The organism is Streptomyces sp. NPDC037410 (assembly GCF_055602235.1).
In genome coordinates this window covers 280,597-292,807 of record NZ_JBVJWR010000006.1, presented here as the reverse complement: position 1 = coordinate 292,807, position 12,211 = coordinate 280,597, and the positions used below count along the sequence as shown (strand labels likewise).

At 73.8% G+C, this 12,211-nt stretch carries 11 protein-coding genes, 1 tRNA gene and 1 pseudogene; 7 read left to right on the top strand and 6 right to left on the bottom strand.

Annotation, left to right across the window (positions count from 1 at the left end; all coding sequences use genetic code 11):
• Positions 1-49: 49 nt before the first annotated feature.
• The 3 genes from ACZ7HT_RS12815 to ACZ7HT_RS12805 all read left to right on the top strand — a co-directional run bounded on the left by ACZ7HT_RS12815 (position 50) and on the right by ACZ7HT_RS12805 (position 3,938).
• A tRNA-Thr gene (locus ACZ7HT_RS12815) sits at positions 50-123 on the top strand.
• 174 nt (positions 124-297) lie between these two features.
• Positions 298-1,731 carry a PA14 domain-containing protein gene (locus ACZ7HT_RS12810; RefSeq protein WP_471163830.1) on the top strand — a complete coding sequence of 478 codons (1,434 nt, stop codon included), beginning with the start codon at positions 298-300 and terminating at the stop codon, positions 1,729-1,731.
• A 113-nt stretch (positions 1,732-1,844) separates the two neighbouring features.
• Positions 1,845-3,938: a restriction endonuclease gene (locus ACZ7HT_RS12805; protein ID WP_471163827.1), complete on the top strand. Its 2,094-nt coding sequence runs from the start codon at positions 1,845-1,847 to the stop codon at positions 3,936-3,938.
• 64 nt (positions 3,939-4,002) lie between these two features.
• On the opposite strand, the gene ACZ7HT_RS12800 is transcribed toward ACZ7HT_RS12805, so the two are convergent.
• The gene (locus ACZ7HT_RS12800; RefSeq protein ID WP_471163825.1) at positions 4,003-5,412 is read right to left on the bottom strand and encodes an NAD(P)/FAD-dependent oxidoreductase; all 1,410 of its coding nucleotides are present in this window, start codon (positions 5,410-5,412) and stop codon (positions 4,003-4,005) included.
• 169 nt (positions 5,413-5,581) lie between these two features.
• On the opposite strand from ACZ7HT_RS12800, the pseudogene ACZ7HT_RS12795 reads away from it, so the two are divergent.
• From ACZ7HT_RS12795 to ACZ7HT_RS12785, 3 genes and pseudogenes are all read left to right on the top strand, one after another.
• Positions 5,582-5,721 (top strand): annotated as a pseudogene (locus ACZ7HT_RS12795) (aminoglycoside phosphotransferase family protein); the annotation flags it as partial.
• A gap of 18 nt (positions 5,722-5,739) precedes the next feature.
• Entirely contained in the window at positions 5,740-6,219 is a 480-nt protein-coding gene (locus ACZ7HT_RS12790) for a GNAT family N-acetyltransferase (protein WP_471163822.1), read from the top strand.
• Positions 6,220-6,228: 9 nt separating this feature from the next.
• Positions 6,229-6,558, top strand: a complete 330-nt coding sequence (locus ACZ7HT_RS12785) for a hypothetical protein (protein ID WP_030691147.1) — start codon at positions 6,229-6,231, stop codon at positions 6,556-6,558.
• 5 nt (positions 6,559-6,563) lie between these two features.
• Here ACZ7HT_RS12785 and ACZ7HT_RS12780 read toward each other — a convergent pair whose 3' ends face one another.
• Positions 6,564-7,568 (bottom strand): zinc-binding dehydrogenase, encoded by a 1,005-nt coding sequence (locus ACZ7HT_RS12780; protein WP_471163820.1) that lies wholly within the window; start codon positions 7,566-7,568, stop codon positions 6,564-6,566.
• Between the two features lie 162 nt (positions 7,569-7,730).
• A complete protein-coding gene (locus ACZ7HT_RS12775; protein WP_471163818.1) occupies positions 7,731-8,903 on the bottom strand; it encodes an NAD(P)-binding protein in 1,173 nt (390 codons plus the stop codon).
• A 111-nt stretch (positions 8,904-9,014) separates the two neighbouring features.
• Between ACZ7HT_RS12775 and ACZ7HT_RS12770 the strand changes: the two genes are divergently transcribed.
• The gene (locus ACZ7HT_RS12770) at positions 9,015-9,680 is read left to right on the top strand and encodes a pentapeptide repeat-containing protein (RefSeq protein ID WP_471163815.1); all 666 of its coding nucleotides are present in this window, start codon (positions 9,015-9,017) and stop codon (positions 9,678-9,680) included.
• Between the two features lie 24 nt (positions 9,681-9,704).
• Here ACZ7HT_RS12770 and ACZ7HT_RS12765 read toward each other — a convergent pair whose 3' ends face one another.
• The 3 genes from ACZ7HT_RS12765 to ACZ7HT_RS12755 form a co-directional block, all read right to left on the bottom strand.
• Entirely contained in the window at positions 9,705-10,205 is a 501-nt protein-coding gene (locus ACZ7HT_RS12765) for a hypothetical protein (protein ID WP_116159700.1), read from the bottom strand.
• Between the two features lie 135 nt (positions 10,206-10,340).
• The gene (locus ACZ7HT_RS12760; RefSeq protein ID WP_471163813.1) at positions 10,341-10,997 is read right to left on the bottom strand and encodes a response regulator; all 657 of its coding nucleotides are present in this window, start codon (positions 10,995-10,997) and stop codon (positions 10,341-10,343) included.
• Positions 10,994-12,175, bottom strand: a complete 1,182-nt coding sequence (locus tag ACZ7HT_RS12755; RefSeq protein ID WP_471163811.1) for a sensor histidine kinase — start codon at positions 12,173-12,175, stop codon at positions 10,994-10,996. The genes ACZ7HT_RS12760 and ACZ7HT_RS12755 overlap by 4 nt, the downstream gene beginning before the upstream one ends.
• Positions 12,176-12,211: the final 36 nt, after the last annotated feature.

The following is a 12,211-nucleotide window of genomic DNA, read 5'->3' as shown; positions in this document are numbered from 1 at the left end:
TGAGATTTCCGACCGCCCCCGGGGCCGGGTTGGTTACACTTCACTCGCTGCCTCCTTAGCTCAGCTGGCCAGAGCACCGCTCTTGTAAAGCGGGGGTCGTCGGTTCGAACCCGACAGGGGGCTCAGAGGGTGAAGGGCCGGTGCGGGGGGTGATCCCCGGTGCCGGCCCTTCGGCGTGGGGTCGTGTGGTGTCCGTGCAGGTCGGGGGCGGGTTTCCGGGCACGTTGGGGGCAACCTTCGGGGGCGGTCGGGAGTCTTCGGGCTGAGTGTTTTCTCTGTTCTGGCCGAAGGGTCCCCGTGTCTTCGAAGAGTCTCGTCGCCGCGCTCGGCGGTGGCGTCCTGTCCGCCGTCGTGCTCGGCGGTCTGGTGGTCGTCGCCCCGCAGGCGGCCGCCGCCGGTGTCACCTGCTCCACCAACGTCCCGATGCGGACGTTCTACAACAACACCTCGTTCTCCGGGACGCCCGTGAGGACCGACTGCGACGCCGCCGTCGCCGAGAGCTGGGCGGGCAGCCCGGCCGCCGGCGTGGCCGCGAACAACTTCGGTGTCCGCTGGTGGGTGTCCCGCGACTTCGGCTCCGGCGGGCCCTTCACGTTCGCCGTGTCCGCCACCGACGGAGCCCGCGTCTATCTGGACGGCGTCCGCAAGATCGACCTGTGGGCGAACACCGGGGACACCGCGCGCTCCCGGAGCGTCAGCCTCACCGTGCCCTCCGGCCGGCACACCGTCCGCGTCGACTACGCGAACTGGAGCGGCGCCGCCAAGGTCGGCTTCAGCTATGAGCCCCGGACCGCGGCCGCGTACGACACGGTGAAACCGCTCGCCCCCACCGGCGTGGCGACCGCGTACAACACCACCGCCCGCCGGACGACCGTCTCCTGGGCGGGCAACAAGGAGATGGACCTCGCCGGATACTCCCTGCACCGGCGGGCCGTCGGCTCCGGCACCTGGACGACCGTCACCGCCTCCACCACCGCGCGCAGCTTCACCGACCCCCTGGTGAACCCCTACGACCGCACGCCCTACTACTACGAGGTGCGCGCCAGGGACAAGGCGGGCAACACCTCGGCCGGCAGCGCGGACGTCATCGTGCGGCCGCTGCCCGAAGTCACCTCCCTGACCGGCACCTTCGACAAGGCGACCCGCAAGGTCACCCTGAAGTGGCCCCTCAACACCGAGCCGCACTTCGACCACTACACGGTCCTGAGCAACGACCTCATCGAGGGCTACTACCGCTGGGTCACCCTCGGCACCACCAAGGGCAACACCTGGACCACCGCCCCCATCGCCGCCGACGGCGAGACCCGTCACTACCGCGTCCTCGTCACCAACGACGGCGGCACCACCACGCCCAACCCGAGCAACATCAGCGCCACGGCGCTCAACGAGCTGTGGCTGGAGGTCCCCGACGGCATCGCCCCCGCCAACGCCCCGGACCTGGCCCTGGGCTCCTGCGCGGGCGGCGTACAGGCCACCGCCACCGACTGGACCCCCGCCCCCATCCGTGACTTCTCCGGCTTCGAGATCACGCGCCGCGCGGCCGGAGCGGCCACCTGGTCGGTCGTCCTGGACAAGACGTACGACCCGCGCCTCGACCCGGCCAAGGTCACCGTCTGCGCCCCGCAGGCCGCTGACGGCCTCGCCTACGAGTACCGGGCCCGCACCTACGACGAGGCCGGGAACTACTCGCCGTACAGCGGGAGTCGGACGGTGACGCTGCCGCTCGGCTGACGCCCGGCAAGGCGGGGCGCTCCGCGGTTCTCGTGCCCCGGCCCGCCGCCGTCAGGGACACTTGTGCGACACGGGGGCGTGCAGGTGTCGGGGTCTTGGGGAGGGGTGCGCGGATGAGTCGGCGGTCCGGTGGGCTGATCGCGGTGTGGGCCGAGCAGCAGCGGGTGGCGCAGAGGCAGCGGGAGGGCCAGCACCAGGCGGTGCTGCGGCAGCGGCGGGACGCCGAGCGGGCGCAGCGGGCGTACGAGCGGGACGCCGCCCGGATGCGGCGGGAGCAGCGGGCCGCCTACCGGCAGCAGCGGGACGCCGACGCGCTGCGCCGCACCCGGGAGTTGGACGAGCGGGTCGCCCAGCTGGAGGGGCTGCTCGCGGCGGGCTGCCGGGCGCCGGCCTTCGGGGTGGAGTCCTTGCGGCGGGAGGTGACCGTCGAGCCGTTCGCCCCCGGGCCGCTCGCCGAGCCCGTCGCCATGCCCGACCAGCGCTTCTACCAGCCGCAGGCCGCCTGGACGGCTTCCGGGCGCGCCCAGGCCGAGCGGGACGCGCGGGCCCGGTTCGAGCACGACTGGTACGCGGCGCAGGCCGCCGAGGCGCGGAGGGCCGGGCAACTCGCCGCGTACCAGCGGGAGTACGACACCTGGGCGGCCGCCCGTATCGCCGAGATACGCGCCCACAACAGCGGGATCGACGGGACCGTCACGGCCCTGCGGAACGGGGAGGCCGACACCGTCGTCGAGTACTTCTCCGCGGTGCTGTTCGCGTCGACCGCCTGGCCCGAGGGCTTTCCCCGCGAGGTGTCGGCCGCCTACGACCGGGCCGGGCGCGGGCTCGTCCTCGACTGGGACCTCCCCGGGTACGAGGTGGTTCCGGAGGCCAAGGGCGTCAAGTACCTGCCGAGCACCGACCAGGACAAGGAGGTCCCGCGGCCCGTCACGCAGCGGCGGGCGCTGTACCGGGACGTCCTCGCCCAGAGCGCGCTGCTCGCGGTGCGGGAGCTGTTCGCCGCGGACCGCTTCGGGGCGCTCGAAGCGGTGGCGCTGAACGGGTACGTCGGCGGGGTCGATCCCGCCACCGGGCTCGCCGGGCGGGTGTGCGTGGCCTCGGTCGTGGTGGAGCGGCCGGCGTTCGACCGGCTGAACCTGGAGCTCGTCGGTGCCGTGGAGTGCCTGACCGGGGCCCTCGGCGGGCGGCTCTCCGCCAAGCCCGACGAGCGGGTGGCGGTCGTGCCGCTGCGGGAGCCCGACCAGGTGGGCTCGGACGTGGTGGTGCAGGGGGACGGCGAGGAGCCCGACCTGCTCACCATGGACCCGATCGCCTTCGAGGGGCTCGTCGCCGAGCTGTTCCGGGCGCGGGGGCTCCAGGCGGTGACGACGCAGCGGTCGGGTGACGGCGGCGTCGACGTCAAGGCGCTCGATCCCGATCCGATCAGCGGCGGGTCGATCGCGGTGCAGGTGAAGCGGTACCGGAACACGGTGCCGCCGAGTGCCGTACGGGATCTGTACGGGACCGTGCAGGACGTCGGGGCCAACAAGGGGGTCCTCGTCACCACCTCGAAGTTCGGCCCCGGTTCGTACACCTTCGCCAACGGCAAGCCGCTGACCCTGATCTCGGGGACCGAGCTGGTGGACCTGCTGCACCAGCACGGTCTGCGGGGCCGGCTGGGGGGATCCGCTGCCGCGCCGGCTCCCCCCTCTGCCCCCACCTCCGCTCCCGCCGAGGCCGTCGAGGACTTCAACCTGCTCGGCATGGTGTGGTCGGGCTCCGCCGCGCTCGACGTCTGCGCGCTGGTCTGCGCGGGGAACCGGGTCCTCGGCGACGAATGGTTCGTCTTCTTCAACAACCCGGCGACGCCCGACGGTTCGGTCGCGATGGTGGCGGCCGCGCCCGGCGACCGCGCGGCCGTGCGGGTCGGTTTCGACGCGCTGCCCGCGCGGGCGGACCGGCTGGTCCTGGTGGCGGCCGTCGACCCGGAGGTGAACCCCGACGCGGACCTCGGCGGGTTCACGGAGGCCGGGATCCGGCTCCGGGACGACGCGGGCGCCGAGCTCGACCGTCTGGAGGTTTCGGACGGGCGTCCGGGGGAGACGGCGCTCGTCCTCGGGTCGTTCCGGCGGCGTGCGGGTGGGGACTGGGACTTCGTGCTTGGCGGGAAGGGGTACGGGGGCGGGCTCGAGGAGCTCGTGGGGGACTTCGGGATCGAGGTGGAGTAGGTCCGTCCGCCGGGTGGGGCGCGTCGCGTTCGCCGGGTGGGCGCCCACCCGGCGGACGGGTCCCTCAGCGGCCGCTCAGGCGGTTCGCCAGGACCGCCACCCGGTCCGTCTCCGCCGTGTGGGCCGTGGCCTCGCGGCGGTCGGCGCCCCGGAAGGCGGCGTACATGGTCTGGACGCCGAGCCAGCGCAGGGGCTCCGGCTCCCACTTGCGGACCTTGTGGTTCACCCAGGGGAGGGCCGTGAGGTCGGTGGGCCCCGACTGGCCCGAGTCCTCCTTGATCAGGTCGCGGAGGGTGCGGGCCGCGAGGTTGGCCGTGGCGACGCCCGAGCCGACGTAGCCGCCGGCCCAGCCCAGGCCGGTGGAGCGGTCGAGGGTGACGGTGGCGCACCAGTCGCGGGGGACGCCGAGGACGCCGGACCAGGCGTGGTCGATCCGTACGCCCGCGAGCTGGGGGAAGAAGCGGACCAGGATCTCCCGCAGGGCGTCGATGGTCTGGGGCTGGGTGCGGTCTGCGTTTATGGCGGTGGCGGCCTTCGAGCCGAAGCGGTACGGGACGCCCCGGCCGCCGAGCGCGACGCGGCCGTCGGCGGTGCGCTGGGCGTACATGTAGGCGTGGGCCATGTCGCCGAGGGTCTCGCGGCCGTCCCAGCCGATGGACTCCCACTGGGCGTCGGTGAGGGGCTCGGTGGCGATCATCGAGGAGTTCATGGGGAGCCAGGTGCGGCGCTGCCCCGCGAGGGAGGCGGTGAAGCCCTCGGTGCAGCGCAGGACGTACGGGGCGCGGACGGTGCCGTACGGGGTGATCGCGTGCTTCGGCTTGATCTCGGTGACGGGCGTCGACTCGTGGATCGTGACGCCGAGGGCCTCGACGGCGGCCGCGAGGCCCTGGACGAGCTTGACCGGGTGCAGGCGGGCGCCGTGCGGGGTCCAGGAGGAGCCGACGGCTCCGGCGACGCGGATGCGCTCGGCGGTCTCGCGGGCGCCGTACAGCTCGCGGTCGGTCTCGCCGAAGGCGAGCTCGGCGGCGTGGAAGGCCTTGAGGCGGGCGAGCTGGGCGGGGGAGAGGGCCACCTCGAGGACGCCGCCGCGGTGCTGGTCGGCGTCGATCTTCTCGGCCTCGCAGACGTCGAGGACCTCGGCGACGGTGGCGTTCATGGCCTGCTGGAGGCGGGCGGCGGCCTCGTGGCCGTGCAGCTTGGCGTAGCGGTCGCGGCCCGCGATGCCGTTGTAGAGCCAGCCGCCGTTGCGCCCGGAGGCGCCGTAGCCGCAGAACTTGGCTTCGAGGACGGTGATGTTGAGGAAGGGGACGGCCTTCTTGAGGTAGTAGGCGGTCCACAGTCCCGTGTAGCCGCCGCCGACGATGCAGACGTCGGCGGTGGTGTCGCCGGGGAGCGGTTCGCGGGGCGCGGGGGCGCCCTCCTGCGCGTACCAGAACGATATGCCGCCGTTGACGGTGCCGTTGACCGTGCTCATCTCTATCCCTCTTCCGGGTGCGTGGCGGGAGGTTACCGCTGGCCAGGGGTCCGTGGATACGGGTGCTTCGCCTGCCCCACCCCGTTGTGCCCACCCTCCCCCAAGCTCTCGGCCTCGCTCGAGCAGGGGGGACCCCCAGCGCCCCAGCGGAACGATTGCCCACAACGGGGGCGGAGACGGTGGGCGGGCGGTCGTCTGGACGCTCGGCCGGGTGCTGCAGAACGGGCTGTGGGACGTCGCGGACGGTGCGCCGGCCCTCGACCCCGGGCAGGTGCCGCCGCGCGGATGCTGCTGGCCAGGAGGGCCTGAGCCGGGCAGGCTGGGGCCATGATCCGTACTGCCACGCCCGCCGACGTTCCCGTCATCCACGCCCTGATCCGTGACCTCGCCGAGTACGAGAAGGCCCTCCACGAGGTCCGGGCGACCCCCGAGATGCTGCACGAGGCCCTGTTCGGCGAGCGGCCCGCCGCCTTCGCGCACATCGCCGAGAACGAGTCGGGCGAGCCGGTGGGCTTCGCGCTCTGGTTCCTCAACTTCTCGACCTGGCGCGGAGTCCACGGCATCTACCTGGAAGACCTGTACGTCCGCCCCGAGGCCCGCGGCGGCGGCCACGGCAAGGCCCTGCTGCGCGAACTGGCCCGTATCTGCGTCGAGCGCGGCTACGAGCGCCTGGAGTGGTCCGTACTGAACTGGAACCAGCCGTCCATCGACTTCTACGAGTCCCTGGGCGCCCGCCCGCAGGACGAGTGGAGCGTGTACCGCCTGACGGACGGGGCCCTGGCGAAGCTGGGCGCGGCGACGGTGTAGGAAGGAGCCATGGACATTGAGCAGCGGTTCCAGCGGATCACCGGCTTCATCGAGGCACGTCTGACGCCCCTCTTCGACCCGGCCAACGGCAGCGACCACGGGTTCGGCATGGACGACACGTCGCGGGCTCTGCGGGCCCTGCGCTACACCGTGCAGGCCGCGTCGGCGGTGAACGGGCTCGTGGAGAAGCGGGAGACGGCGCCGGAGCTGCGGCAGGTCGTCGACCAGGCTCTGGAGCACAACTGGGACGTGCTGCGCTCCATCGCCCGGATGTGGGAGGACCACCCCGACTTCACGAAGGAGTTCAAGGCGCACTCCTGGGATGTCCTCGGGGTCTGATTCCTTTAGGGGATCAGGACGACCTTGCCCGTCGTGCCCCGGTTCTCCAGGGCGCGGTGGGCCTCCGCCGCCTCCGCGAGGGGGAAGCGGTGGACCGCCGGGCGCAGGGTTCCGGTGGCCGCCGCGTCGAGGGCGGCGAGTTCGAGCGTACGGATGTCGCCGCCCGCCTTCTGGATCATGACGGGGCCGAGGACGGACTCCGAGGTGATCCCGCGCGCGGTGAGCTCCTCCTCGGTGAACGTGAGCGGTTCGCCGTCGTGCAGTCCGGCGCCGGACCAGCCGAAGACCAGGTGCTGTCCGCCCTTGCCGAGCAGGTCGACGGCGGTGCGGCCGGTGTCGCCGCCGACCGAGTCGAAGACGACGGTGGCCTTCTTGCCCACGGAGTCGAGGTACGCGCGGACCTTCTCCGGCCAGTCGGGCCGCTTGTAGTCGACGGCCAGGTCGGCGCCGTTCGCCTCGACGAGGGCGACCTTCGCGGGGCCGCCGGCGAGGCCGATGACGGTGGCGCCGGCGTTCTTGGCGTACTGGACGAGCAGGGTGCCGATGCCGCCGGCGGCGGCCGGGACGACCGCGACCGACTCGGGGCCGAGTTCGGTGAACCCCAGGATGCCGAGGGTCGTGCGGCCCGTGCCGATCATGGCGACGGCCTCCGCCTCGCCGAGGTGGTCGGGCAGGGCGTGCAGCCGGGCGGCGTCGGTGACGGCGAGTTCGGCGTAGCCGCCGGGGTTCATGCCGAGGTGGGCGACGACCCTGCGGCCGAGCCAGGACGGGTCGGTGCCCTCGCCGAGGGCGTCGACCGTGCCGGCGACCTCGCGGCCGGGGACGGTGGGGAGCGGGGTGGGCGTGGGGAACGGGCCCGTGGCGCCCTCGCGCAGGGCGGTGTCGAGCAGGTGCACGCCGGCCGCCGCCACCCGGATCCGGACCTGGCCGGGGCCCGGCACGGGGTCGGACGTCTCCTCGTAGGTGAGGTTCTCGGCGGGGCCGAAGGCGTGGAGGCGGATGGCGTGCATGACGTTCCCCTGTCGTCGTACGGGTGGGCTGACAGGTACAGCCTTTGACCTCAAGCGCGCTTGAGGTCAAGGCGGTCGGAGTGCTCTGCGTGGGAGAGCCGGTGCCTCACGCGTGCTTGAGGTCGAGACGGTCGGAGTGCTCTGCGTGGGAGAGCCGGTGCCTCACGCGTGCTTGAGGTCGAGGCGGTCCAGGTGATCCGCGCGCAGCGCCAGCGACACCGCCTCGACCGCGCTCGTGAACGACACCTCCGCGAGCACGCCCGGCGCCGCCACCTGGTCGCCCACCAGGTACACCCCGTGGCCCCGGTCGACGGCCGGCCGGTCGCGCCATGTGGTGCCCGGGCGGTCGAGCGCTCCCGTACGGCCCTGGCAGACGGACTCCTGCCGCCACACCGTCCGCTCGCGCCAGCCGGGGAAGCCCAGGTCGAGCAGCCGCTCGCCGTGGGCGACGCCGTCCGCCTTCGACGCGTCCGGGCCGATCGGCAGCTGCGCCTGGAGCAGCGACTGCCCGGCCGGGGCCAGCGAGGGGTCCTGCGCCGTGTACCGCTCGATCCAGCCGGGCGCGTCCAGGTCCGAGACCACGAACGGATCGCCCTTCCGGGTGCGCAGCGCCAGGTCGAACAGGACCGTACGGCCGCTCTCCCAGGTCAGCGACGGGTCGCCGAGGAGCCGGGCGGCGGCCGGGAGCGCGGTCGCGACGACCACCGGCCCCCCGCCGGCCGGCAGCACCTCGACCCGGGACGACGTCTCGATCCGTACGCCCAGCTCACGCGCGCGCGTGGCCATCCGGTCGATCAGCGCGCCCCAGCCGCCCCGGACGTACTGCGCCTCGGCCGGCAGGGCGGCGGACCGGTGCAGCCGCTCCTGCACGAAGCGGGCGGAGAGCGAGCCGGGGTCGTGGTGGAAGAGCGCGACCCCGACGTACGCCGCGGCCATGCGCGCGGTGCGCTCGCCCGCGACACCGGCGGCCCAGGTGCGGAAGTCGACGTCGACGGGGGCCTGTTCGGCGGTGCGGCGGGCCAGACGGAACAGGCTGATCGGCGGGATGCCGCGCATGGCGCCGTCGCGGTGGACGCGGAACCGGAGGGCCTCGGCGGTCGGCAGCACGGCCATGGGCGGGAGGAGCCCGCGCTGCTTCAGCCAGGTCCAGTGCGGGCCGCCGTTGTAGAGGGCGTGCGGACCCTCGTTCGTGCGGTACGGGCCGTCGGCCGTGCGCGCCCGGCCGCCGAGCGTCCGGTGCGACTCGTGGACGGCCACCTCGGCGCCGGCCTCGGCGGCCGTGATGGCGGCGGTCAGTCCGGCGAAACCGCCGCCGATGATCGTGAGCTTGCGCATGGGTCTGTCTCCCTCGTGCCGGTGTCGGTCTCGGTCTCACACGGGGGACGGCGGGAGGGGGCGCGGATGTGACATCGGGGCGTTGTCAGTGGCGTAGGTCACGATGGGGTCATGGCGACGAATCGGAAGAGGAAAGTGGCGGGGGCGCGGCGACCGGAGGTCCGGCTGCCTCCCCTGGAGGCGTACGAGGGCGGGCTCGCGCCCGACGGGGACTACGACGGCCTCGAACTGGCCGGGCTCGACCTGACGGGTCAGTCCGGGGAGGGGGCGCGGTTCCTGGACTGCGCGCTGCGGGAGTGCGGGCTCGACGCGGCGCGGCTGACGGGGGCGCGGTTCCTCGACTCGGTGCTCACGGGGGTACGGGGGGTGGGCACCGAGCTCGCCGGGGCGCAGTTCCGGGACGTCGAGGTCGTCGACGCGCGGCTCGGCGGGACGCAGCTGCACGGGGCGGTCCTGGAGAGAGTCGTCGTCCGGGGCGGCAAGATCGACTACCTGAACCTGCGGGCGGCGAAGCTGAAGGACGTCGTCTTCGAGGGCTGCGTGCTGAGCGAGCCGGACTTCGGGGGCGCGGCCCTGGAGCGGGTCGAGTTCGTGGACTGCGCGCTCACGGACGTGGACTTCACGGGCGCCCGCCTCACGGACGTGGACCTGCGGGGGGTGCAGCGCCTGGAGATCGCGGCGGGCGTGGAGTCGCTGTCGGGGGCGGTGATCTCGACGGGGCAGCTGCTCGACCTGGCGCCGGTACTGGCGGCGAGGCTGGGGGTGCGGGTGGAGTGAGGTACCCGCACCGCGGGGCAGGGGCTACTTCACGCGGGGGAAGCGGGACTGGAGGGTCCAGATCGTGGGGTTGTCCGCCAGGCCCTCGTGCATGTCGACGAGGTCCGCGATCAGGTCGTGCAGGAAGTCCCGCGCCTCGCGCCGCAGCTCCGCGTGGTTGAACGTCACCGGCGGTTCGTCGCCCGGCATCCAGTCGGCCTCGACGTCCACCCAGCCGAAGCGGCGCTCGAAGAGCATCCGGTCCGTGGACTCGGTGAAGTCGAGCTCCGCGTACTGGGGCTGCGCGGCGCGGCTGCCGCGCGGGTCCTGGTCGAGCTGCTCGACGATGTCGCACAGCGCCCACGCGAAGTCGAGCACCGGCACCCATCCCCAGGCTGTGGACACTTCGCGGTCCGTCTCGGTGTCGGCGAGGTACACGTCCCCGCAGAACAGGTCGTGCCGCAGCGCGTGGACGTCCGCGCGGCGGTAGTCGGTCTGCGGCGGGTCGGGGAAGCGACGCGAGAGGGAGTAGCCGATGTCGAGCACGGGACCGATGGTGTCACGGCATCCGGCATGCCTCGTACGTGAGGCGGCCCGGAGGTGTCACAGGGTCGGTCCCGCCTCGTACGCGTGGGTCACCGGCTGGGCCTTACGGGGCCGGTCCCGCCTCGGACCGTACCTTCACGGCGCCAGCCCCGCCTCGTACGCGAGGATCACCAGCTGGACCCGGTCGCGTGCGTCCAGTTTCGAGAAGAGGCGTGCCACGTGGGCCTTCGCGGTGGCCGTGCTGATGTGGAGCCGTTCGGCGATCTCGCCGTTCGACAGTCCCCGGCCGACGAGGGTGAGGACCTCACGCTCGCGGTCGGTGACGCCGTCCAGGCCGCGCGACGGACGGCGTACGGCCTCCGGCCGCGCCGCGAACTCCTCGATCAGGCGGCGCGTCACCCCCGGTGCGATCAGGGCGTCGCCCGCGGCCACCACCCGGATCGCGCCGAGGATGTCGTCGAGGGCCATGTCCTTGACGAGGAACCCGCTCGCACCGGAGCGCAGCGCGCCGTACACGTACTCGTCGTCGTCGAAGGTGGTGAGGACGAGCACCCGGGGCGCGCCGGGGCCCGCCGTGACGATCCGGGTGGCCTCGATGCCGTCCATGCCGGGCATCCGTACGTCCATGACCACCACGTCGGGCCGCAGCTCCCGCGCCAGCGCCACCGCCTCCGTGCCGGTGCCCGCCTCCCCGGCGACCTCCAGGTCGGGGGTGTCGGCCATGAGGACGCGCAGCCCGGCCCGGACGAGGGGCTGGTCGTCGACGAGGAGGACGCGGATCCGCGGGTTCACGGGGTGGGGGTTCCTTCCGGGAGGCGGGCGGGCAGTGGCAGCAGCGCGGTGACGTGGAAGCCCCCGCCGGGCCGGGGTCCCGCGGTGAGGCTGCCGCCGAGGAGCGCGGCGCGCTCGCGCATCCCGACGAGACCGTAGCCGCCCCCGGTGTCCGCGCCGGGCGGCGTCCCGCGGCCCTCGTCGGCGATCTCGACGAGCAGGGTGTCGGTGCGCCGTTCCACCGTCACCCGGCAGACGGGCGCGGCCGCGTGGCGTACGACGTTGGTCAGGGACTCCTGCACGATCCGGTACGCGGCGAGGCCGACCTCCGGCGGGAGCGACACGTCGGGGTTGCCGAGGTGCCGCAGTTCGACCCGTACCCCCGCGTCCGCGGTGGACGCGGCGAGCCGTTCCAGGTCGGCGAGGCCCGGCGCCGGGTCGCGCGGTGCGGGACGGCCGTCCGCGGTGGCGCCCCGCAGGGCGCCCAGGGTGCGGCGCAGCCCGGCGAGCGTCTCGCGGCTGGTGGTCTCGATGGTGGCGAGTGCGTTGCGGGCCTCGGCGGGCTGGGTGTCGATGACGCGGCGGCCGACGCCCGCCTGGATGGCGATGACGCCGATGCTGTGCGCGACGACGTCGTGGAGCTCGCGGGCGATCCTGAGCCGTTCGGCGGCGACGGCCTCGGCGGCGGTCGCGGCGCGCAGTTCGGCGGTGTGGCTGCGCCGTTCGCGTACGGAGCGGCCGAGGAGCCCGGCGGTGAGCAGGGCGAGCGCGAGGGCGACGACGGTGCTGACGAAGACGTCCTGCCCGGAGGTGGTGTACGTCGCGGCGCCGATCTGCACCGCGAGGGCGCCGAGGGCGGTGGGCAGCAGGATCCGCGGCGGGCGCAGGGCGGCGATCCGGCCGACGAGGGCGTCGGCGGCGAGCACCGGGAGGTAGAGGAGCGCGGCGTCGGGGCGGGTGGTCGCCGTCGCGAAAAGGCCGGCGAGCAGCAGCCCGAGCGCGGTGAGCGGGTTGCGGCGCGCGAGGGGCAGGGTGAGGCCGACGGCGACGGCGGTGAGGAAGAGCCGCAGTTCGGTGGAGCGGTACGGGCCGGTCCGGGCGGCGAGGAGGAACAGGAACGGCTGCGCGACGGCCGCGCCCCAGGCGAGGGCCGCCGGTATCCGCCCGGGGTGCGGGCGGTCGGTCGGGGTGGCGGGCATGATCCCGATCGTAGGTGCGGCCGTCCGCCGCCACAT